Source organism: uncultured Paraglaciecola sp. (assembly GCF_937123705.1).
Lineage (GTDB): Bacteria > Pseudomonadota > Gammaproteobacteria > Enterobacterales > Alteromonadaceae > Paraglaciecola.
In genome coordinates, this window is sequence record NZ_CAKZKO010000011.1 from 42,498 (window position 1) to 62,943 (window position 20,446).

The following is a 20,446-nucleotide window of genomic DNA, read 5'->3' on the forward strand; positions in this document are numbered from 1 at the left end:
GTTGATCTCCTTCTTGTCAGTGTTTACCGATTATCACTAGATTATTTTTTAGTCGCTTTCGATTTAGATTGCATTTTTTTCTTTAAGGCGGCTAATTCTTCATCGATATCTTCATCGGTTTCAAGTTCAGCAAACTCATCAGCTAAGGTTTTCTTACCTAAATCATAAGCATCCACTTGTGATTCTAAATCATCAATCTTACGTTCGTATTGCTCAAAGCGTCCCATGGCGGCGTCCACTTTGCCATTGTCTAGTGTTTTCTTTACTTCAAGTCTTGAACTGACAGTTTTCTGGCGTAATAAAATCGCTTTTTGACGTGTTTTCGCATCGGCTAATTTATCTTGCAATTGCCCTACTTCACTTTGCAGTTTAGTAATTTGTTCGTCGACAATCTTAAGCTCAGACGTCAGGGCCGTTGCATGTTCATCACATTTTTTCTTTTCTTGTAAAGCGGCACGGGCTAAGTCTTCCCTATCCTTGCTAATGGCTAATTCTGCCTTCGCTTTCCAATCCTTCGCCTCGCCTTGCACTTTAGAAATTTGCGCGGCAATGTCTTTTTTACTCGCTAAGGTTTTTGCAGAAGCAGAACGCACTTCAACTAAGGTGTCTTCCATTTCTTGGATGATTAACCGTACCATTTTTTCCGGATCTTCGGCCTTATCTAAAAGGGAATTTATATTTGAGTTCACTATGTCGGTGAAACGCGAGAAGATACCCATAATCTTTACCTCTTTAATATCAAATGTTAGCTAAATACTATTTAACTGGATTGTTGCTGCTTATTGTTCACTCTATCCGAGTTCTACTTAACCTTTATTCAATTTGTAGGCCAACATTGTTTTTTCACTAAATTGTTGATTTTAAACAAATATAAATTTACATGCTGTACTCGGAGATCTACAATAATTAGTAAGCACACTATTAGTTAGTCGTTTAGACCACTTTTTGAGGATATTGATGAGCCGTTTTCGAGAGCAAGATAAAATGTTAGGTCAATCTAATAACTTCTTAGAGGTATTAGAACAAATATCGCAAATTGCCCCTTTAAATAAACCGGTGTTAATTATAGGAGAAAGAGGCACAGGTAAAGAACTAGTGGCCGCGCGAATGCATTTTTTGTCAAAACGCTGGGAACAAACCTATCTCACACTAAATTGTGCAGCACTTAGTGAGAACCTCTTGGAAAGCGAATTATTTGGGTACGAGGCTGGAGCCTTTACTGGCGCTGCTAAACGTCGTGAAGGGCGATTTGAAACTGCACATAACGGCACCTTATTCTTAGATGAGTTGGCCAATACCTCGGGAATGGTACAAGAAAAACTATTGCGTGTTATTGAATATGGAGAATTTGAACGAGTTGGCGGCTCTCGAAGCGTGAAAGTGGATGTTCGCTTAGTGGCTGCAACTAATGAAGATCTACCTGCCTTAGCAGATTCAGGCGAGTTTCGAGCAGACTTGTTAGATAGGCTAGCATTTGATGTTATCACTTTGCCGCCTCTTCGTGAGCGTAGAGAGGACATCTTGATGTTAGCTGAAAATTTCGCCATGAATATGGCCAGAGAAATGGAAATGGAGCTGTTTAGTGGTTTCACCGAAAAAGCTAAACGCACCCTATTGGATTATCACTGGCCAGGTAATATCCGAGAGTTAAAAAATGTAGTGGAACGCGCTGTATATCGTAGCAATAACCCCAACTTACCTGTGCACAATATTGTATTAGACCCATTTGAGTCTGTTTACCGACCGCAAAAAAGGATCAAAACCCTTACTAATGCGCCTGGGCCTGTGGCAATAAATGCCTCTGTCGCCTCAACTGAAGCAACTCTAAAAACTCAAGTCGAAGTCGAACCTAAAGCAAGTACCGTCTTTGAGTTTCCTGTGGATTTAAAAGAACTTTCTCAAGATTTTGAAATGGATTTAATTAAACAAGCGTTAGCAGACAGTCAGTTTAATCAAAAGAAAACCGCAGAGAAACTTGGATTAACTTATCACCAACTTCGTGGTTATTTGAAGAAATACAATTTGTTAGATCAAACCAACGAAAATATGGGTTAAGCTTAAGCTGTGATTACGCTTAATAAACATTCAACCCGGGCAACACTCAATTCTATATTTATTATATTGATGAGCATATTGTTGGTTGCCTGCGATGCTTTATTGCAGTCGACAACCGACGCTAATAGTATTGTTTACTGCTCGGAAGGTAGTCCAGCCAATTTTAATCCACAACTAGACACCTCGGGTACTACAGTCGATGCATCATCACACCAAATTTATGATCGCCTCCTAGATTTTGATCTTGAAAACGGTGATATAGTCCCGGCTCTAGCCACCAGTTGGTTGGTCAGTGATGATGGTAAAACCTATACTTTTCAACTCAGAAAAAATGTCCCTTTCCATCAAACTCAAACGTTTACCCCTACTCGATATTTTAATGCTGACGATGTGTTATTTAGTATCAATAGGTGGCGCTTAACTGAGCACCCATTTCACCAAACATCGGGAGGTATGTATCCCTATATCGATAGCCTAAACCTCAGTGGACTAATTACCGACATTAAGAGTCTAAATGCATATCGAGTACAAATTACACTCAGTAAGCCAGAGAGTTCATTTCTTGCGAACCTGGCAACGGATTTTGCGGTGATCTTATCCGCAGAGTACGCAGACAAACTAATTGCGCGAAACCAAAAAAAGCTAATTGATCATCAGCCAGTAGGCACTGGACCCTATCAATTAACTAGTTTTCGTCAGGACCGTTATATTCGCTATGCAGAACATCCAGAATATTGGCGACAAATACCCTTAACCAAAAAGCTTATATTTGACATTACGCCTTCTAGCTCGCTTAGACTGGCAAAACTACTGACAAATGAATGTGACGCCATTGCATTACCTTCCCACAGTGAGCTAGAGGTAATACGTCAACAAGAAGATTTAGTGTTAGATACACAACCTGGGCTAAACGTAGGTTTTTGGGCATTTAACACCTCTAAAGCACCTTTTGACAACCCTCAGGTTCGCAGAGCATTAGGCATGGCAATCGACAGAAATGCGTTGATTGAAGCCATCTATTTCAATAATGCCATTGCGGCAAAAAACATTGTTCCGCCCACATCTTGGGCTTTTCAAGCAGATGTTAGACCGCTAAGTTACAATCCTATCGCGGCCAAGAAGCTGTTACGAGCGCAAGGTATTGGTGATGATTTTACAATGAATATTTGGGCCATGCCGGTACAAAGGGCGTACAACCCCAATGCCATGAGAATGGCTGAACTGATACAAGCTTATCTACAAGAAGTAGGGATCCAAGTTAATATTATCAGTTATGAGTGGTCAAAATTCAGGCAGCGTTTAACCGAAGGTTTGCACGATTCTGTGCTAATTGGATGGTCTGCGGACAATGGCGACCCAGATAATTTTTATCGTCCGCTACTTTCTTGTTCAGCGATAGAATCTGGTACCAATAGAGCGATGTGGTGTTCAGAAGAATATGACACATTAATCAACCAAGCATTGCAGTTTGCTGACGTCAGCGAACGTACTTACTTTTATGGCAAAGCGAACGAACTTTTGGCAGAACAACTCCCCCTGATCCCTATAGCTCATGCATCCCGATATCAGGCCAATCGGAATAAATTACAAGGACTCGTGATTAATCCTTATGGTGGGGTGCGTTTTGGTGGAGTGAAGAAGCACTAATGGGTAGAATTTTACTACGATATACCAACCTTGTTTTAGTGACTCTATTCATTCTGAGCTTGCTGTCTTTTATCCTAGCCTATTTATTTCCAGGGCAAGCTATTGAGAATCTTACTGGCTTGAGATTGGACAACTTAACCACACTGCAAAGTAGTCAAATCCAGTATAGGGTTACCGATAGTATATTTGCTCAATATAAGCATTATATGAGCGAGTTATTTGCAGGTAATTGGGGGGTCAGTTTCAGCTCGGGACTACAACTTTATGACGAAATAGGAGATTACTTGCCTGCTAGTATAGAGTTAAGCTTCTACGCCTTATTCCTTTCTTTTGCTATTGGATTACCGTTAGGATTTCTAGCCGCTTTACGGCATCATAAACTTACCGACTACAGCTTGTTGTCCGTAAGTTTGTTGGGCTACTCACTACCGGTTTTTTGGCTCGCATTAATCATGATCCTCGTATTTTCGTTGCAGCTTGGGTGGTTCCCATTATCGGGGCGTATTAGTTTAATATTCGAAATTCCCAGCATAACGGGCTTTATTCTTATCGACATTTTACTATCCGATATAGTCGATAAACACACTGCATTTATGGATGCATGTCGGCACCTGATTTTGCCAACATTATCCATTGCGGTGGTCACTACTACTCTGATTTTAAGGATCACCCGCCGCTCTGTCATTGAGACGTTAAATAGCGAGTTTATTTTAGCTGCATACGCGCGAGGATTAACACCAAGGCAAGTGTTAATGCGTCATGGCATAAGAAATGCGTTAATTCCCATCCTACCATTGTTAGCAATGCAATTTCCTACCCTACTGACCAACGCCATGATTGTTGAGAGTATCTTTTCATGGCCAGGCATAGGTAATTGGTTAATACAGGCTATCTATCAACAAGATTACCCAGCTATAAGAGCGGGTATGTTAGCGGTTTCTGTTTTAGTCGTTATCTTTACTATGTCAATTGATATGACTATTCGCCTGACAGATCCAAGACGTAGAAGAGGTAAACGTGCCGCAATATAGCTTATATCAAGAAGAGCAACATCCATCTCCATTACAATATACTTGGATGGAATTTAAAGAAAACCACATAGCTGTTGCTGGCTTATTAGGTTTTACTTTTATTTTAATTATTACAATTTTTTGCCCATTGTTAGCACCCTTTGACCCAAATATGCAGCAAATTGGGGATTTACTTATCCCTCCTGCTTGGGATCCTAATGGCGGAATTACCCATTTATTTGGCACAGATGCCTTAGGACGTGATGTCTTATCTCGGGTGATTTATGGTTGCAGAATGACCTTTGGTATTAGCCTATTGTTGGTATTAGTAGCAATGCTATTGGGTGTTGGATTAGGAGCCTTGGCCGGCATGAGTAGAGGCGTTCGTTCGAGTTTTCTCAACCATACGCTAGATTCCATTCAAGCTATCCCAACCTTACTTATCGCTATTATTATTATTGCCATACTAGGCCCTGGATTGGTAAACAGCATGTGGGCTATTGCACTAGCGCTGATCCCGCAATTTATGCACCAAACACGAGACTTTATACGCCACGAATTATCTAAAGAATATATTATGGCGGCCAAACTAGACGGCGCAACTAAATTCCATATTTTTGTTCACTCCATTTTACCCAATATGGGAGAAATGTTAGTAGTACAAGCCACCTTAGCCCTGTCTGTTTCTATACTTGATATCAGTGCTTTAGGTTTTTTAAAATTAGGTGCCCAAGCTCCATCGTCAGAATTAGGTGCCATGCTCGTAGAAGGAATTGAAATTGCGTACATCGCCCCTTGGACTATAGCCCTACCCGGCTGCGCGTTAGTTCTAATGATGATTTCCATTAATCTTGTGGGCGATGGCTTACGGTCAGCGTTAAGAAATAGGTTACTGCACTAATGATTTTGCTTGATATCAAAAACCTTACCTTAGAAATTGATATATCCTCAGGGTGGGTAAAGGCGCTGGATAAAATCAACATGGTGATCCATGAGGGTCAAATTCACGCTTTAGTAGGAGAATCAGGATCGGGTAAGAGCTTAATAGTGAAAGCGATTGTTGGGGCGTTGCCCAACCGCTGGCGGATCACGGCTGACCGTATGACATGGAAAGGAAAAAACTTATTAACCATGTCGCCCAAAGCAAGACGAAAATTAATTCGTAAAGATATATCAGTGATTTTTCAAAACCCTCTCGAATCCCTTGATCCCTCGTTAACTTTAGGTCAGCAAATAAAAGAAATGCTGCCGAGCAATCAATTCACAAAAACCTGGTTTTGGCAAAACAACAAAGAAAAACACGCATTAGCAGTCAAATTGTTACATAAAGTAGGTATTAAAGATCACCAACAATGCCTAACGAGTTACCCACATCAAATTACCAACGATGTTGTACAAAAATTTATGGTTGCTATGGCTTTGGCATCTGAGCCTAAGCTTATTATTGCCGATGATCCCACCCGTGGAATGGAGATCACCTCTAAGACACAAATATTAAAGTTACTCGCTCGCGTCAATCAAGTAAAAAGCCTGAGTGTAATGTTCGTTAGTCATGATTTATTAGCCATTTCAAGTATGGCCAGTTATGTAACTGTTTTATATTGTGGCCAAACCGTAGAAAGTGGCGAGCTCAAACAACTAAGAAAACGCGCTTTTCATCCTTATACCCAAGCATTGCTTGATAGCGCCCCAAGTTTTCGAAAAGATCTTCCACCAAAATCTCCTCTTAGATCATTAGATGGCTCTATTCCTACTTTGCATCATCTACCTATTGGTTGCCGATTAGGCCCTAGATGCCCTAGAGCGAGGAAAGAGTGTGTGGCAACCCCGCAAATTAGACGGGTTCATACACATTTTTATACTTGCCATTTCCCTCTACATTGGGAGGCCAAGTAGTGGATCTTATTAATGTTGAAGCCTTGACCTTTCAAAATAAAGTAAAAAGCTTCTGGTCAAAAAGTACAGTAACCTTTGATTTAGGCCCCGTCAGCTTTAATTTTAAAGCAGGTGAAACCCTAGCTATTGTGGGTGATAATAGCTCAGGAAAGACCTTGTTGGCTAAACTACTGGTAGGATTAGAAACACCTAAAAGTGGCAAAATTTTTATGGATGGCGTTGAATTAAATAAATCCAATATTAGTGTTAGATGCCATGATATCAGAATGATTTTTCAAAATAGTAACGAGTCTCTCAACCCTGGCCTAACCCTAGGCACAATACTGGATGAGCCTTTACGTCTTAACACAAAACTTAATACCCAAGAACGCAAAAAACTCATAGAGCGTACATTAAGACAAGTTGGACTAATGGCAGAGCACCAATTTTTCTATAGACATATGCTATCGGATGGACAACAACAAAGAGTCGCCTTAGCCAGAGCGTTAATACTTAGCCCTAAAGTAATTGTGGCTGATGAGCCTTTTGCCGCTTTAGATCCGTCGGTACGCTCCCAAGCCGTTAATCTGCTAATGAAACTGCAACGTGAATTAGGACTAGGTTTTATCTTTATATCCCACAACTTAGGTATTGTTAGGCATATATCTGACAAAGTCATCATCATGAAAAATGGTAAAGTGGTTGAGTCTGGCAAAACTGACGTAATATTTAATTGGCCAAAAGATGAGTACACCAAAAAATTAGTGGACTCACATCAAGCATTGCTTAACACACAACACAATTAACGGGATAATCAGCGTGCCATACCATTTTGTAGCTATGTTACCCAACTAAGGCTAACAAAATTCCAGCAGCAACGGCCGAACCTAACACACCTGCCACATTTGGCCCCATAGCGTGCATCAACAAGAAATTATGATGATTAGCTTCAAGTCCTACCTTATTGACCACTCTGGCCGCCATAGGCACTGCAGAGACACCTGCCGCACCAATCAAGGGGTTAATTTGTTTACTGCTTAGCTTACTCATAGCTTTTGCCATTAATATGCCTGCTGCAGTGCCAATAGAAAAGGCGATAGCGCCTAACGCCAGAATACCAAGGGTTTCCACCGTTAAAAATTTGTCGGCAGATAACTTTGAGCCTACCGCTAACCCCAAAAATATGGTGACCACATTAATTAATTCATTTTGAGCGCTATTGCTTAGTCTGTCGACTACTCCCGACTCTTTCATTAGGTTACCTAAGCAGAACATGCCCACTAAAGGTGTAGCTGTGGGTAAAAACAAAATACACAGTAAAAGTACCGCTAAAGGAAAGATGATTTTTTCGCGCTTAGAGACCTCTCTAAGTTCGGGCATTTCGATTTTTCTTTCTTGCTCTGATGTGAATAACCGCATGATGGGTGGTTGAATGATAGGCACTAGCGCCATATAGGAATATGCGGCAACGGCAATAGCACCTAATAAATCGGGGGCAAGTTTAGAGGCTAAAAATATAGCCGTGGGACCATCTGCACCACCAATAATAGCGATGGCTGCCGCGTCTTGTAGTGAGAATTCAAACCCAGGTACCATATTTAGCGCAATGGCACCGAACAGCGTGCCAAATATACCAAACTGTGCTGCCGCGCCAAGCAATAACATTCTAGGATTAGCAATCAAAGCGCTAAAGTCTGTCATCGCTCCCACACCCATAAAAATAAGCAGCGGGAACACACCTGTATCTATACCCACATGATAAACCAGATAAAGTAATCCACCCGCTTCGCTAAACCCAGCCAGAGGAATATTAGTTAAGATGGCACCAAAACCTATAGGCAATAGCAGTAAAGGTTCAAACTTCTTAACAATCGCCAAATAAAGTAGTAAGGCCCCGACACTCATCATGAGTAACTGCCCTAACTCAAAGTGAGCGAGTGAAGTGCTTTGCCATAATAATTCGAGCTTTTCCATTGCTGCGCTCTACCCTATCATTAATAAAGGTTGACCGGTTTGCACCGCATCGCCCTCTTTGGTTAAGATAGTGCCAATAACACCCGAAACGGACGCACGAATTTCAGTTTCCATTTTCATGGCTTCCATAATAATGACCACGTCACCAGCATTGACCTTATCACCTTCTGTGACTAAGACTTTAAAAATATTGCCGGCTAAGGGAGAGTTTAGCTTTTGTCCTTGAGCGGGTACCGGAGCTGCACTTTGAACCGCTGGTGCAGTATTCGGCGCAGCTTGAACCTTAGTTAATTCACCGCTTGGCGCTACATCAACTTCAAATACTTGACCATCGACTCGTACTGAATACGAAGCAGTATTAGACTGCGATGTGCTTGTTGGCACTAGGGGCTCAGCCACTTTGGGTGCAGCGACACTTGGGATAGGCTCAAAGGCATCAGGATTGTGTCTGTTTTTAAGAAATTTTAAACCAATTTGCGGAAACAAAGCATAGGTCAACACATCGTCGACCAATTCATCTGCGGTTTGAATCGCCTCTTTTTGCGCTATCTCGGTTAGTTCTGTGGTCAGAGTCGACAATTCGTTATCAATAAGATCTGCAGGGCGACAGCTAATGGCGTCTTGTCCATCTAATACACGTAACTGTAGTTCCCTGTTAACTGGTGCCGCCGTCGCGCCATACTCGCCTTTCAATACTCCAGCGGTTTCTTTGCTGATGGTTTTGTATCGTTCGCCAGTGAGCACGTTAATTACAGCTTGAGTACCGACTATCTGTGAGGTGGGCGTTACTAATGGGATAAAACCAAGATCTTCTCTGACCTTAGGAATTTCTAGCAGCACTTGGTCTAATTTATCTTCAGCACCCTGCTCTTTTAGCTGACTTTCCATATTGGTTAACATGCCACCTGGCACCTGTGCAATTAAGATACGGGCGTCGACGCCTTTTAGACTTCCTTCAAAGGGCTGGTACTTTTTACGTACCTCACGAAAATAGCTGGCAATATCGGTAAAATCACCGAGCGCTAAACCTGTATCGCGCTCTGTGCCCTCTACAATAGACACCATAGTTTCTGTGGCTGTATGTCCATATGTCATGCTCATGGATGATATAGAGGTATCTAAAATGTCGACCCCAGCATCAATCGCTTTTTGATAGGTCGCGGTACTCAAGCCAGTAGTTGCATGACAATGCATGGCAATAGGTACCTCGATTGATTCTTTTAATCGCGTGACTAATTCTTCACACTCATATGGCTTTAACAGACCCGCCATATCTTTGATGCAAATTGAATGCACCCCCATATCTTGTAACTTGCTGGCCATATCCAGCCATGTTTGCAATGAATGCACAGGTGACACAGTGTAGGACATGGTGCCTTGAGCATGAGCCCCTTGCTTGATCGCCGCCTTTACTGCGGTCTGTAAATTGCGAATATCATTCATCGCATCAAAAATTCGAAAGACGTCAATTCCGCTGGCGTGAGCCCTTTCAACAAATTTCTCCACTACATCATCGGCATAATGGCGATAACCTAATAAATTCTGCCCTCGCAATAACATTTGCTGTTTTGTTTTTGGCATGGCCTTTTTAAGCTGGCGTATACGCTCCCATGGGTCTTCACCTAAATAACGAATGCATGCATCAAACGTGGCCCCGCCCCATGTTTCTAAGGACCAATAACCAATATCATCCAACTTACTAGCAATAGGCAACATGTCTTCTAGTCGCATCCGAGTGGCAAACAAGGATTGGTGGGCGTCACGCAATACAACATCTGTAATCGCTAGTGGTTTACGCATGGGATATTTCCTTAAAAATTATAAACTAGTGTGATTGTCTATGTTGAAAGATAGCAGTGCTTATTACAGCTAAGGTTTTAGGAGACAGGTTTTCAGAACTGCTTAAGGTGCTTTGGGGAGTCACTGCGTGTCTCTCGGCACTATTGCGGGTTTCATCTGGAAAAAGTTTATTGATCCAAGCAATCAACGTAATAGCGCCAATTAGCATAGATAAAAACAAAAATACCACTACCATACCAACTAATAGTAAATTGGCGGCTTCAACTAGGGCATCAGCGACATGAGATTGCATATTCGGGTGATCTCAAAGTTAAATACTTATAGGAGATAAGTACCATGCAGCCTAATAAAAAACAACAAATCGCCAATAGAAAAAGTGCATATAGAATAAGAAAATATTCGGATATTATGAATATTTATCCAATTTTAGGACGGGGAAGTAGCAACAAAAAAGCCCACAGATAAATCTGTGGGCTTTAGTATATGGTGCGCGTGGAAGGATTCGAACCTCCGACCACCTGGTTCGTAGCCAGGTACTCTATCCAGCTGAGCTACACGCGCATTGCCATTTTATCTCACCAAACCTAATGGCGGAGAGGGAGGGATTCGAACCCTCGGTACGAATAAACGTACGGTTCCTTAGCAGGGAACTGGTTTCAGCCACTCACCCACCTCTCCGGAACTAGATCTTACTACACATCTTCGGAAGTTGGTCTATTCGACTAATCCTGGTTATCTTTCTAAACCGCTAACTGTAAGGCCTTTGGCTTAGGGTTAACCTCTCCTAAATGAGGAGCAGGATTTTACCTATCCACATGAGTAAGTCAAACACTTTTTATGAAGTTAATGAAGGCTTGCTGGCATTTTAAACGATTAAGCGCTAAGTGCTTAAAATTTGTCTAATTTACATAAACCTCAGGCATAAAAAAAGCTGGTGTCCCAGCTTTTTTTAAATCCAATTGCTATTAGTCTTCGTCTGAGCCTGCAGCCTGATCTTGGGCGGCAAGTTGAACGTTTTTTTCAGCTTGGATACGCATATATATTTCTTCACGGTGCACAGATATTTCCTTAGGCGCATTCACACCAATTCTTACCTGATTACCTTTTACACCTAATACAGTTACGGTGACATCGTCACCAACCATTAGGGTTTCTCCAACACGACGAGTTAAAATTAGCACTCTATTGCTCCTTATTTCCGTTAAAAAACACGATTCCTTCGTTAAAGTTAGTGTAAATTACCAGCATAGCCAGAAAATTTACCCTATCGGTTTTTCCCTATTTTTGTTGTCACTACAAAAAACAACCGAAAAATTCATTTCATATTAAAGGTTCACAACTTCTGTTCTATCCATGCTTGCACTGAAGCAATGGCAGACTCTAGATGTTGTGGTTGCGAACCTCCGGCTTGAGCCATATCTGGACGACCACCACCTTTGCCCCCTACCTGTTGAGCAACAAAATTAACCAAGTCACCGGCTCTAACCTTTGAGGTGAGATCCTTGGTTACACCCACTATCATGCTGACTTTATTCTCTTCAGCCATGCCTAAAACGATAATGGCACTATCTAATTGGTTTTTAAAGTCATCAACCATAGTTCTCAAGGCCTTACTTTCAACACCTTTAAGTATGGTAGACAGCACTTTCACACCTTTTATTTCACGAACTTCAGACAACACATCCGAAGTAGCATTGCTGGCTAACTGTTGTTTGAGCTTTTCTAATTCTTTCTCTACTCGTTTACTTTGCTCTACCACTTGCTGTATACGAGCCGATAAACCTTGCGGATCGGTTTTTAACAAATTCGCCATTTGGCTCATTTGATGCCCTTGGCTTTGCACTAAATCAAGGGCCTTCTCACCCGTGACTGCTTCTATTCTTCTAACACCAGATGCGATACCGCCTTCTGAGACAATCTTAAAGAAACCAATATCTCCGGTGCGATTTACATGAGTGCCGCCGCACAGTTCCATTGAAAAATCACCCATAGAGACAACTCGTACGTCTTCGGAATACTTTTCACCAAATAATGCCATAGCCCCTGCCGCTTTGGCTTGGTCCAAATTCATTAATTGGGTATCTAAGTCATGATTGGCACGGATTTGCTGGTTCACTAACTTTTCAATACTTTGTAACTGAGCACTGCTAACGGCTTCAAAGTGAGAAAAGTCAAATCGCAATCGCTCATCGGTAACCAAAGAGCCTTTCTGATTAACCTGTTCTCCCAACTCTTGTTTTAACGCAGCATGCATAAGATGGGTGGCACTATGATTTAGCTTGATGGCCGCTCTGCGCTCAACATCAAATTCGGCATCAAGGGTATCACCTAATTTGCAATCAACATTAGCTATACCCTGGTGGGCAATGGCATTTCCCAACTTAAAGGTGTCTGTTACGGTAAATGTGCCTTTTTCTAAAGTTAATGTGCCGGTATCACCTGCCTGCCCGCCTGACTCCGCATAAAATGGCGTTTGATTAAGCACCACCACGCCTTCATCACCGGCTCGCAACTGTTCAACAGCTTGCCCTTTTAAAAATAACTCGACAACTTTAGCTTGCGAGCTTTGCTGCTCATAACCAGTAAATTCAGAACGACTGCTAGACTGAAGTTGCTCATTGTAGTCCGTATCAAATTGACTCGCTTGTTGCGCCCGCTTGCGCTGCGCTGCCATAGCCGCCTGAAACCCTGGCTCATCTATAGTTAGTTCTTTCTCACGGGCAACATCAGCGGTTAAATCGGCCGGAAAACCATAGGTATCATAAAGTTTAAAAACCAATTCCCCTGGTACCACATCTCCACTTAGCTGGTTGAGAGCTTCATTAAGAATGTTCATACCACGCTCTAGAGTACGAGAAAACTGCTCTTCCTCTGTTTTTAAGACTCTTTCTATTAACTCTTGATTAGCAATGAGTTCAGGGTATGCATCACCCATTTGAGATCCCAAAGCTGCAACCAATTTATAGAAAAACACCTCTGTAGCACCAAGTTTATTACCATGCCTTACCGCTCGGCGAATAATACGTCTTAATACATAACCGCGACCTTCATTTGAAGGTAACACTCCATCACTGATTAAAAAGCTACATGAACGAATGTGATCGGCAATTACTCGCAGAGATTTATTTTGTTTATCTGTTGCGCCAACAATCTTGGCAGTTGCCTCAATTAGGCTCTGAAAAATATCGATTTCATAATTGCTATGTACATTTTGCAAAATAGCCGATATTCGCTCTAGTCCCATACCGGTATCAATTGAAGGCTTTGGTAAAGGCTGCATGCTGCCATCGCTTTGACGGTTGAATTGCATAAAGACAAGGTTCCAGATTTCGATAAATCTGTCGCCATCTTCTTCAGGCGTACCTGGACGGCCACCCCAAATATGCTCACCGTGATCATAAAATATTTCTGAACAAGGACCACAAGGACCGGTATCACCCATAGACCAAAAGTTATCCGAGGTACTAATACGTATGATTTTGTCTTCAGAAAGACCAATCTGATTTTTCCAGATTTCAAAAGCCTCGTCGTCCTCATGGTAAACCGTTACCACTAACTTCTCTTCAGGAAGACTAAGCTCTTTGGTCAAAAAGTCCCATGCATATTGGATCGCATCGGTTTTGAAATAATCACCAAAACTAAAATTTCCTAACATCTCAAAAAACGTATGATGCCTTGCGGTATAGCCTACATTTTCAAGATCGTTGTGTTTTCCGCCTGCGCGTACACAGCGTTGTGACGATGTGGCTGTAGAGTAGCTACGCGATTCGCTGCCTAAAAACACATCTTTAAACTGATTCATTCCAGCATTAGTAAATAACAGCGTTGGATCATTTGCTGGCACGAGTGACGAACTGGATACTTTTTGATGCCCTCTAGCGGCAAAAAAATCTAAAAATGCACTCCTGAGTTCGGCTGTTGTTTTACTCATTTACAATCCTGAAATATTAATAATTAATGAAATTTAAATTCGCCTAAAGCGGCGGCGCACAAAGATAGCAGTTTAGCGTAGTTTTGTTAAGGCCAGCATTGCCCCTAACGCGTTATTCTTTAGATGTTTCAATTGCATAACGAATTTGTTCAGGGGTAAATCCTCGAGAATACAAAAACCTTTGTTGTTTCTGCTGCTCTTTGTAGTCTTTAGGCGCTTCGCCTTTGTACTTTTTTTCATAGACTTTTAGCACCAGTTCAAACCAATCAACACTTAGTTCGTCCATCGCTTGGGCCACGATTTCTGCGGTAATTTGATGCTCTTTTAATTCTTGACGAATTCTTAATTCACCTATGCCTTTATTGGCACGGCCCCTTATTAATGACTCGGCAAACCTCTCATTACTTTGCAGCTTATGTTGCTTGTATTTCTCAATCCATTCAATGCATAAACTGCGCTCAAAGTCGCGTTGCATCAGCTTTTTTAAAAGTTCATGTTCACTATGCTCTCGCCCCGCAAGCAACCGAGTGAGCGTATATTTGATGATTTTGCTATCATTCTCTGCCATATTAGCAACGTATACTCAGCACAAGGTTAGTCTCACTATTGTCTTCACTAATTTCAAAATACACCTTTAAATTTAACACTTCTATTGCACAAATCGGCAACACTACATGGGACCAATTATCAAAAAATACTAATCCATTCTGCCAATATACCTTTTTACATGCCTTAGAGTCTTCTGGCTCGGTAGCAGGTGATTCTGGTTGGCAACCTTTTCATTTGGTCATTTATGATAATTCAGAAGCAGTAGGCGTGTTACCCCTATATAAGAAAACCCATAGTTACGGAGAATATGTCTTTGATTTCGCTTGGGCCAACGCTTATCAACAACATGGCCTAGACTATTATCCCAAATTAGTCGCAGCCATTCCTTTTACGCCTGTAACTGGGGTTAGGTTGATGCTTGACAAAAAAGTTGATTACGCCGAGTTATTGCCCATATTGTGCCACGAAATTTCTCAGCAGTTAAACCTGCTCGATCTATCTTCGATGCATTGGCTATTCGTTGAACCAGATATCAGCCATTTATTAAGTTTATCAGGACAACTGCAACGTCATTGTGTGCAATTTCAATGGTTTAATCGTCAATACACGTCTTTTGAAGATTACCTAAGTCACTTTAATTCTCGAAAAAGAAAAAGCGTAAAAAAAGAACGCCAGAAAGTAGCCAGTCAGGGTGTTGCTGTGTTGCGTTTACATGGCGACAAACTAACGGCAGAAAACATGCAGTTTTTTTATCATTGCTACAAACAAACTTACTTAAAGCGCAGTGGCCACCAAGGGTATTTAACCCAAGCGTTTTTTCAGCAATTATTCACCACTATGCCAGACAATTTAATGTTAGTCGTGGCGCTAAAAAATGAACAACCCATAGCCAGCGCCCTATTCGTATTTGATCAAAAGCAATTATGTGGCCGTTATTGGGGGGCGTTACAAGATGTACCAAGTTTACATTTTGAATGTTGTTACTACCAAGGAATAGAGTTTTGCATTGAACAAAATATTGCCCAGTTTAACCCCGGCACCCAAGGTGAGCACAAAATATTACGAGGCTTCGAACCTATCTTTTGTTATTCGAATCATGCATTGCTTGAGCCCGCTTTTCACCAAGCGGTAGAAAGGTTCGTCGAAGAGGAGGCTGTTCAACTTGCAAAATATAAACAACAGGCATCTACACTGTTACCCTTTAAACAACTATCTCAATAAAGTGAATCTCACTTAAATAGTGATTACTTTTTCCACACCAATAAAAAATTATTAGCTGGCATTACGATTTTTTCAATAAGAGTCAAAGGTGATGCCCATTGGACTAATTCTTCAATATCCCGAATACCGCCGCAGTTTTGAGCTTTCAGATGTTGGTCAAAGGCTTTATTTGAAGCGCTGGTGTACTGTCCATCAATATTAAATGGACCATATTGGCAAAATACGCCGCCAGTTGGTAAAGACTCTGCCACGAGTTGCATCATGCGCTGAGCTTCTGCTGGTTGCATAATGTGCGTGGTATTGGCGCTATACACGGCATCAAAATTTGCTAAGGGTAAGGAATGACTATGTTTGGCATCAATAGTTAACGACAAAGGTTGATGTAGATTATCGGCCCTAACGCCTTTAAGCCAGGCTTTTATACCAAGATGTTTGTCTGGCATATCACTGGTGTGCCACTGCAAGTACGGTAACTGGGGAGCGAAAAATGCTGCATGTTGACCTGTGCCAGAGCCAATCTCTAACAAGCGTTGGCTATTGGTTAGCACTCTTGTTAATACTTCAAATATTGGTTGCTTATTATTTTCACAGGCCTGACTAAAAGGTTTATCAAACATAGTTATCCATCTTTATTGCAGGTTAGGTCCAAGCCATTTTTCGGCTTCTAGTCTATCCCAATTTTTGCGGGAAGCGTAGTCAAGCAATTGATCTTCTTGTATTTGCGCCACAGCAAAATAGCGGCATTCAGGATGAGAGAAATAAAACCCCGACACGGCTGCCCCTGGCCACATGGCGTAACTTTCGGTAAGTTTCATACCGGTATTTTGCTCGGCGTCTAACAAATCCCAAATTAATTGTTTTTCGGTGTGTTCTGGACATGCTGCGTAACCGGGTGCGGGGCGTATACCTTGATATTTTTCACGAATTAACTCTTCGTTCGATAGGTTTTCGTTTGCTGCATAGCCCCAAATGTCTTTACGTACTTTTTCGTGTAGGAATTCAGCAAAAGCTTCGGCAAATCTATCGGCTAGGGCTTTAATCATAATAGAATTATAATCATCGCCATCATCTTCGTATGCTTTGGCCAAGTCGTCTTCCCATGTGCCAGCTGTTACTGCAAATGCGCCAAGATAGTCAGCTTTACCTGAAGACTTAGGAGCCACAAAATCACTTAAACAATTATTTGCGCCTTTTGGTTTTTCGGTTTGCTGACGTAAATGATGGGCTACGTGATCAACTTTATTACGGCTTTCGTCGGTATAGATTTCAATATCGTCTTGTACGCGATTGGCAGGAAAAACTCCCATCACACCACTGGCTTTTAACTTAGAATTATTACAAAGCATTTTTAGCATAGCTTGGGCATCGGCAAATAGATTTTGTGCTTCCTTGCCAACCACTTCATCTTCTAAAATACGCGGGTACTTACCGGCTAAAGACCAAGTTAAGAAAAATGGTGTCCAATCAATATAATCGACTAACTCACTAAGGCCCAGTTCTATGGCCGTTATGCCAAGCTGTTTAGGCGCTGGAGGTTGGTAACTATCCCAATCGAACTTAAATCCGTTATTGCGCGCTTGGGATAAAGTAATGGGTTTAGTGCGTGGTTTTTTCTTGGCATGCTGCTCACGAACTTTTTGGTATTCAAGGGTCAATTCGTTGGCATACACTTGGCGATTTTCAGCGGTAATTAATTTTTGGCACACCCCCACCGCTCGACTGGCGTTGGGCACATATACCACAGGATGTTGATAATTGTGTTCAATTTTAACCGCGGTATGGGCTTTTGACGTTGTCGCCCCTCCAATTAACAAGGGCAAATCAAATTCTAAACGCTGCATTTCTTTGGCAACATGCACCATTTCATCTAGTGATGGCGTGATCAAGCCCGATAACCCAATCATATCGACATTTTCATCTTTGGCCACTTGTAACAACTTGGCACAAGGCACCATTACACCAAGGTCGATAATTTCAAAGTTATTACATTGCAGCACTACGCCCACAATGTTTTTGCCAATATCGTGCACGTCGCCCTTTACTGTGGCTAATAGTATTTTACCGTTGCTGCTGCCTTGGTCTTTTTCTAGCTCAATGTAAGGGTTTAGATAAGACACTGCTTTTTTCATTACTCGCGCCGACTTAACGACTTGAGGAAGAAACATTTTTCCTTCACCAAACAAGTCCCCCACTACATTCATACCATCCATTAATGGCCCTTCAATCACATGTAAAGGGCGTTCGGCTTCGAGGCGAGCGGCTTCTGTGTCTTGTTCAATAAAGTCCATAATACCGCGGACCAATGCGTGCTCTAAACGTTTGTTAACTGGTAATTCCCGCCATTCAAGGCTTTCTTTTACTACAGATTTACCATCGCCTTGAAACTTAGGAGCCAATTCTAAAAGATTGTCTGTTGCTTGGGGATGACGGTTGAGGATCACATCTTCTACCGCATCTTTTAACTCGCTAGGTATTTGGTCGTAGACTTCCAGCTGCCCAGCGTTCACTATGCCCATATCCATGCCCGCTTTTATGGCATGATACAAAAACACCGAATGCATCGCTTCGCGAACCGGATTATTACCTCTAAAAGAAAATGATACATTCGACAAGCCCCCAGACACATGAGCATGGGGTAAATGCTGGCGAATACGCCTTGTGGCGTTAATAAAATCAACCGCGTAATTGTTATGCTCTTCAATACCTGTAGCCACGGCAAAAATGTTTGGATCGAAAATAATATCTTGAGGTGGAAAGCCAATTTTCTCGGTAAGCAGTTGATAGCTTCGTTGGCAAATCTCGAATTTGCGCTGTTCGGTATCGGCTTGACCAGTTTCATCAAAGGCCATCACGACTGTTGCGGCGCCATATCGTTTTAATAGTTTGGCTTGATATAAAAAGTTGTCTTCGCCTTCTTTCAAGCTAATAGAATTAACTATGGCCTTGCCTTGCACACATTTTAATCCCGCCTCGATGACCGACCATTTTGATGAATCAATCATAATGGGTACTCGGGAAATATCGGGTTCAGAGGCAATTAGGTTTAAGAAGCGCGTCATGGCAGCTTCTGAATCAAGCATGGCCTCGTCCATATTGATATCAATTATCTGCGCGCCATTTTCGACTTGCTGACGAGCCACATCTAAGGCTTTTTCGTATTCGTCGTTTAAAATCAAGCGCTTAAAAATCGCCGATCCTGTGACGTTGGTACGTTCACCTACATTAATAAAGTTGGCAGAGGCTAAAGAAGAAACCTCGGCATCAGTCGTATTTTCACCCATTTCTATCGCCTAATGTACAAAAGGTTCTAAACCAGACAGGCGCATCTTCACCTCTCGTTTAATTATTTTTCTCGGCGCACAATCCTTTACTGCTTCGCTTATGGCAGTAATGTGCGCGGGCGTACTGCCGCAGCATCCCCCCACAATATTCAATAAGCCTGACTCAGCCCATTCTTTTATATGCGCCGCCATCTCTTCGGCCTCCATGTCGTATTCACCAAATTCATTCGGTAAGCCAGCATTTGGATGGGCTGTTACCAAGCATTCTGCCACCTGAGAAATCTCTTCCACATATTGCCGCAACAAGTCTGGCCCCAAGGCACAATTTAGTCCAAAGGAAAACGGCGCTACATGATTCATCGAATAATAAAAAGCTTCTGCCGTTTGCCCTGACAAGGTGCGTCCTGATGCATCGGTAATAGTACCCGAAATCATGACAGGTAAGCTTATGCCTAGCTCATCAAAAACAGTTTGAATAGCAAAAACCGCCGCTTTAGCATTTAGGGTATCGAAAATGGTCTCAACCATAATTAAATCGGCACCACCTTCGATCAATCCATGGGTGGCTTCGACATAAGCGTTGACTAACTCATCAAAAGTCACATTACGTTTGGCCGGATCGTTGACATCAGGCGAAATAGACGCAGTGCGACTGGTTGGCCCTAACACTCCAGCCACAAACCTTGGTTTGTTGGGTGTTTGCTGAGTGTATTTGTCTGCAGCTTTTTTAGCTAATTTGGTGGCTTCGATATTTATTTCTTTTGCCAAAGCCTGCATGTTGTAATCGGCCATTGAAATAGTCGTAGCGTTAAAGGTATTGGACTCGATAATATCGGCCCCGGCTTCTAGGTAGGCACAATGTATGTCGTAGATGATTTTTGGTTGAGTTAACACCAATAAATCATTATTGCCTTTAACATCACTTTGCCAATCGACAAAGCGCTGCCCACGGTAATCGGCTTCTTGTAACTTATGCTGTTGGATCATGGTGCCCATAGCACCGTCGAGTAACAAAATGCGTTGCTGTGTTGCCGCAAATAAACTTTTATGTTGTTGGCTCAATGTTTCATCTACCATTTTAATCTTGATTACATTTTCCCGAA

18 protein-coding genes and 2 tRNA genes are annotated in these 20,446 nt (G+C 42.0%); 8 read left to right on the plus strand and 12 right to left on the minus strand.

Annotated features, from left to right (window positions below; translation table 11 throughout):
- Window positions 1–41 precede the first annotated feature (41 nt).
- Window positions 42–719: a phage shock protein PspA gene (gene pspA, locus Q0688_RS02210; protein WP_299072603.1), complete on the minus strand. Its 678-nt coding sequence runs from the start codon at window positions 717–719 to the stop codon at window positions 42–44.
- Between the two features lie 238 nt (window positions 720–957).
- Between pspA and pspF the strand changes: the two genes are divergently transcribed.
- From pspF to Q0688_RS02240, 6 genes are all read left to right on the plus strand, one after another.
- Window positions 958–2,055 carry a phage shock protein operon transcriptional activator gene (pspF, locus tag Q0688_RS02215; RefSeq protein ID WP_299072606.1) on the plus strand — a complete coding sequence of 366 codons (1,098 nt, stop codon included), beginning with the start codon at window positions 958–960 and terminating at the stop codon, window positions 2,053–2,055.
- Between the two features lie 69 nt (window positions 2,056–2,124).
- Window positions 2,125–3,702 (plus strand): ABC transporter substrate-binding protein, encoded by a 1,578-nt coding sequence (locus Q0688_RS02220; protein ID WP_299072609.1) that lies wholly within the window; start codon window positions 2,125–2,127, stop codon window positions 3,700–3,702.
- The gene (locus Q0688_RS02225) at window positions 3,702–4,733 is read left to right on the plus strand and encodes an ABC transporter permease subunit (protein ID WP_299072612.1); all 1,032 of its coding nucleotides are present in this window, start codon (window positions 3,702–3,704) and stop codon (window positions 4,731–4,733) included. Before Q0688_RS02220 ends, Q0688_RS02225 begins: the two co-directional genes overlap by 1 nt.
- Entirely contained in the window at window positions 4,720–5,613 is an 894-nt protein-coding gene (locus Q0688_RS02230; protein WP_299072615.1) for an ABC transporter permease subunit, read from the plus strand. The genes Q0688_RS02225 and Q0688_RS02230 overlap by 14 nt, the downstream gene beginning before the upstream one ends.
- The gene (locus Q0688_RS02235; RefSeq protein ID WP_299072618.1) at window positions 5,613–6,608 is read left to right on the plus strand and encodes an oligopeptide/dipeptide ABC transporter ATP-binding protein; all 996 of its coding nucleotides are present in this window, start codon (window positions 5,613–5,615) and stop codon (window positions 6,606–6,608) included. The genes Q0688_RS02230 and Q0688_RS02235 overlap by 1 nt, the downstream gene beginning before the upstream one ends.
- Complete coding sequence (locus Q0688_RS02240) at window positions 6,608–7,393, plus strand: ATP-binding cassette domain-containing protein (protein ID WP_299072621.1); 786 nt, start codon at window positions 6,608–6,610, stop codon at window positions 7,391–7,393. Before Q0688_RS02235 ends, Q0688_RS02240 begins: the two co-directional genes overlap by 1 nt.
- 37 nt (window positions 7,394–7,430) lie before the next feature.
- Here the strand turns inward: Q0688_RS02240 and Q0688_RS02245 are convergent, their stop codons facing one another.
- Genes Q0688_RS02245 through Q0688_RS02255 form a run of 3 tightly spaced genes read right to left on the minus strand, consistent with a single transcriptional unit; the run spans window position 7,431 to window position 10,653 of the window.
- Window positions 7,431–8,561 carry a sodium ion-translocating decarboxylase subunit beta gene (locus Q0688_RS02245; RefSeq protein WP_299072624.1) on the minus strand — a complete coding sequence of 377 codons (1,131 nt, stop codon included), beginning with the start codon at window positions 8,559–8,561 and terminating at the stop codon, window positions 7,431–7,433.
- 9 nt (window positions 8,562–8,570) lie between these two features.
- Window positions 8,571–10,361, minus strand: a complete 1,791-nt coding sequence (oadA, locus tag Q0688_RS02250) for a sodium-extruding oxaloacetate decarboxylase subunit alpha (RefSeq protein WP_299072627.1) — start codon at window positions 10,359–10,361, stop codon at window positions 8,571–8,573.
- A gap of 25 nt (window positions 10,362–10,386) precedes the next feature.
- On the minus strand, window positions 10,387–10,653 hold the full coding sequence (locus tag Q0688_RS02255) for an OadG family protein (protein WP_299072630.1): 267 nt from the start codon (window positions 10,651–10,653) through the stop codon (window positions 10,387–10,389).
- Window positions 10,654–10,697: 44 nt separating this feature from the next.
- On the opposite strand from Q0688_RS02255, the gene Q0688_RS02260 reads away from it, so the two are divergent.
- Entirely contained in the window at window positions 10,698–10,826 is a 129-nt protein-coding gene (locus Q0688_RS02260; RefSeq protein WP_299072633.1) for a hypothetical protein, read from the plus strand.
- A gap of 19 nt (window positions 10,827–10,845) precedes the next feature.
- Here Q0688_RS02260 and Q0688_RS02265 read toward each other — a convergent pair.
- From Q0688_RS02265 to Q0688_RS02285, 5 genes are all read right to left on the minus strand, one after another.
- Window positions 10,846–10,922: transfer RNA gene (locus Q0688_RS02265), tRNA-Arg, on the minus strand.
- Window positions 10,923–10,949: 27 nt separating this feature from the next.
- Window positions 10,950–11,039: transfer RNA gene (locus tag Q0688_RS02270), tRNA-Ser, on the minus strand.
- Window positions 11,040–11,326: 287 nt separating this feature from the next.
- Complete coding sequence (gene csrA, locus Q0688_RS02275; RefSeq protein ID WP_299072636.1) at window positions 11,327–11,542, minus strand: carbon storage regulator CsrA; 216 nt, start codon at window positions 11,540–11,542, stop codon at window positions 11,327–11,329.
- 152 nt (window positions 11,543–11,694) lie between these two features.
- Window positions 11,695–14,292 carry an alanine--tRNA ligase gene (gene alaS, locus Q0688_RS02280; RefSeq protein WP_299072639.1) on the minus strand — a complete coding sequence of 866 codons (2,598 nt, stop codon included), beginning with the start codon at window positions 14,290–14,292 and terminating at the stop codon, window positions 11,695–11,697.
- Between the two features lie 112 nt (window positions 14,293–14,404).
- Window positions 14,405–14,860: a regulatory protein RecX gene (locus Q0688_RS02285; RefSeq protein ID WP_299072642.1), complete on the minus strand. Its 456-nt coding sequence runs from the start codon at window positions 14,858–14,860 to the stop codon at window positions 14,405–14,407.
- 38 nt (window positions 14,861–14,898) lie between these two features.
- On the opposite strand from Q0688_RS02285, the gene Q0688_RS02290 reads away from it, so the two are divergent.
- Window positions 14,899–16,062, plus strand: coding sequence for a GNAT family N-acetyltransferase (locus tag Q0688_RS02290; RefSeq protein ID WP_299072645.1), 1,164 nt, complete (start codon window positions 14,899–14,901; stop codon window positions 16,060–16,062).
- Window positions 16,063–16,085: 23 nt separating this feature from the next.
- On the opposite strand, the gene Q0688_RS02295 is transcribed toward Q0688_RS02290, so the two are convergent.
- Genes Q0688_RS02295 through Q0688_RS02305 form a run of 3 tightly spaced genes read right to left on the minus strand, consistent with a single transcriptional unit; the run spans window position 16,086 to window position 20,420 of the window.
- Window positions 16,086–16,679, minus strand: coding sequence for a DUF938 domain-containing protein (locus tag Q0688_RS02295; protein ID WP_299072647.1), 594 nt, complete (start codon window positions 16,677–16,679; stop codon window positions 16,086–16,088).
- Between the two features lie 12 nt (window positions 16,680–16,691).
- A complete protein-coding gene (gene metH / locus Q0688_RS02300; protein WP_299072650.1) occupies window positions 16,692–19,343 on the minus strand; it encodes a methionine synthase in 2,652 nt (883 codons plus the stop codon).
- 9 nt (window positions 19,344–19,352) lie between these two features.
- A complete protein-coding gene (locus Q0688_RS02305; protein ID WP_299072653.1) occupies window positions 19,353–20,420 on the minus strand; it encodes a homocysteine S-methyltransferase family protein in 1,068 nt (355 codons plus the stop codon).
- Window positions 20,421–20,446 lie beyond the last annotated feature (26 nt).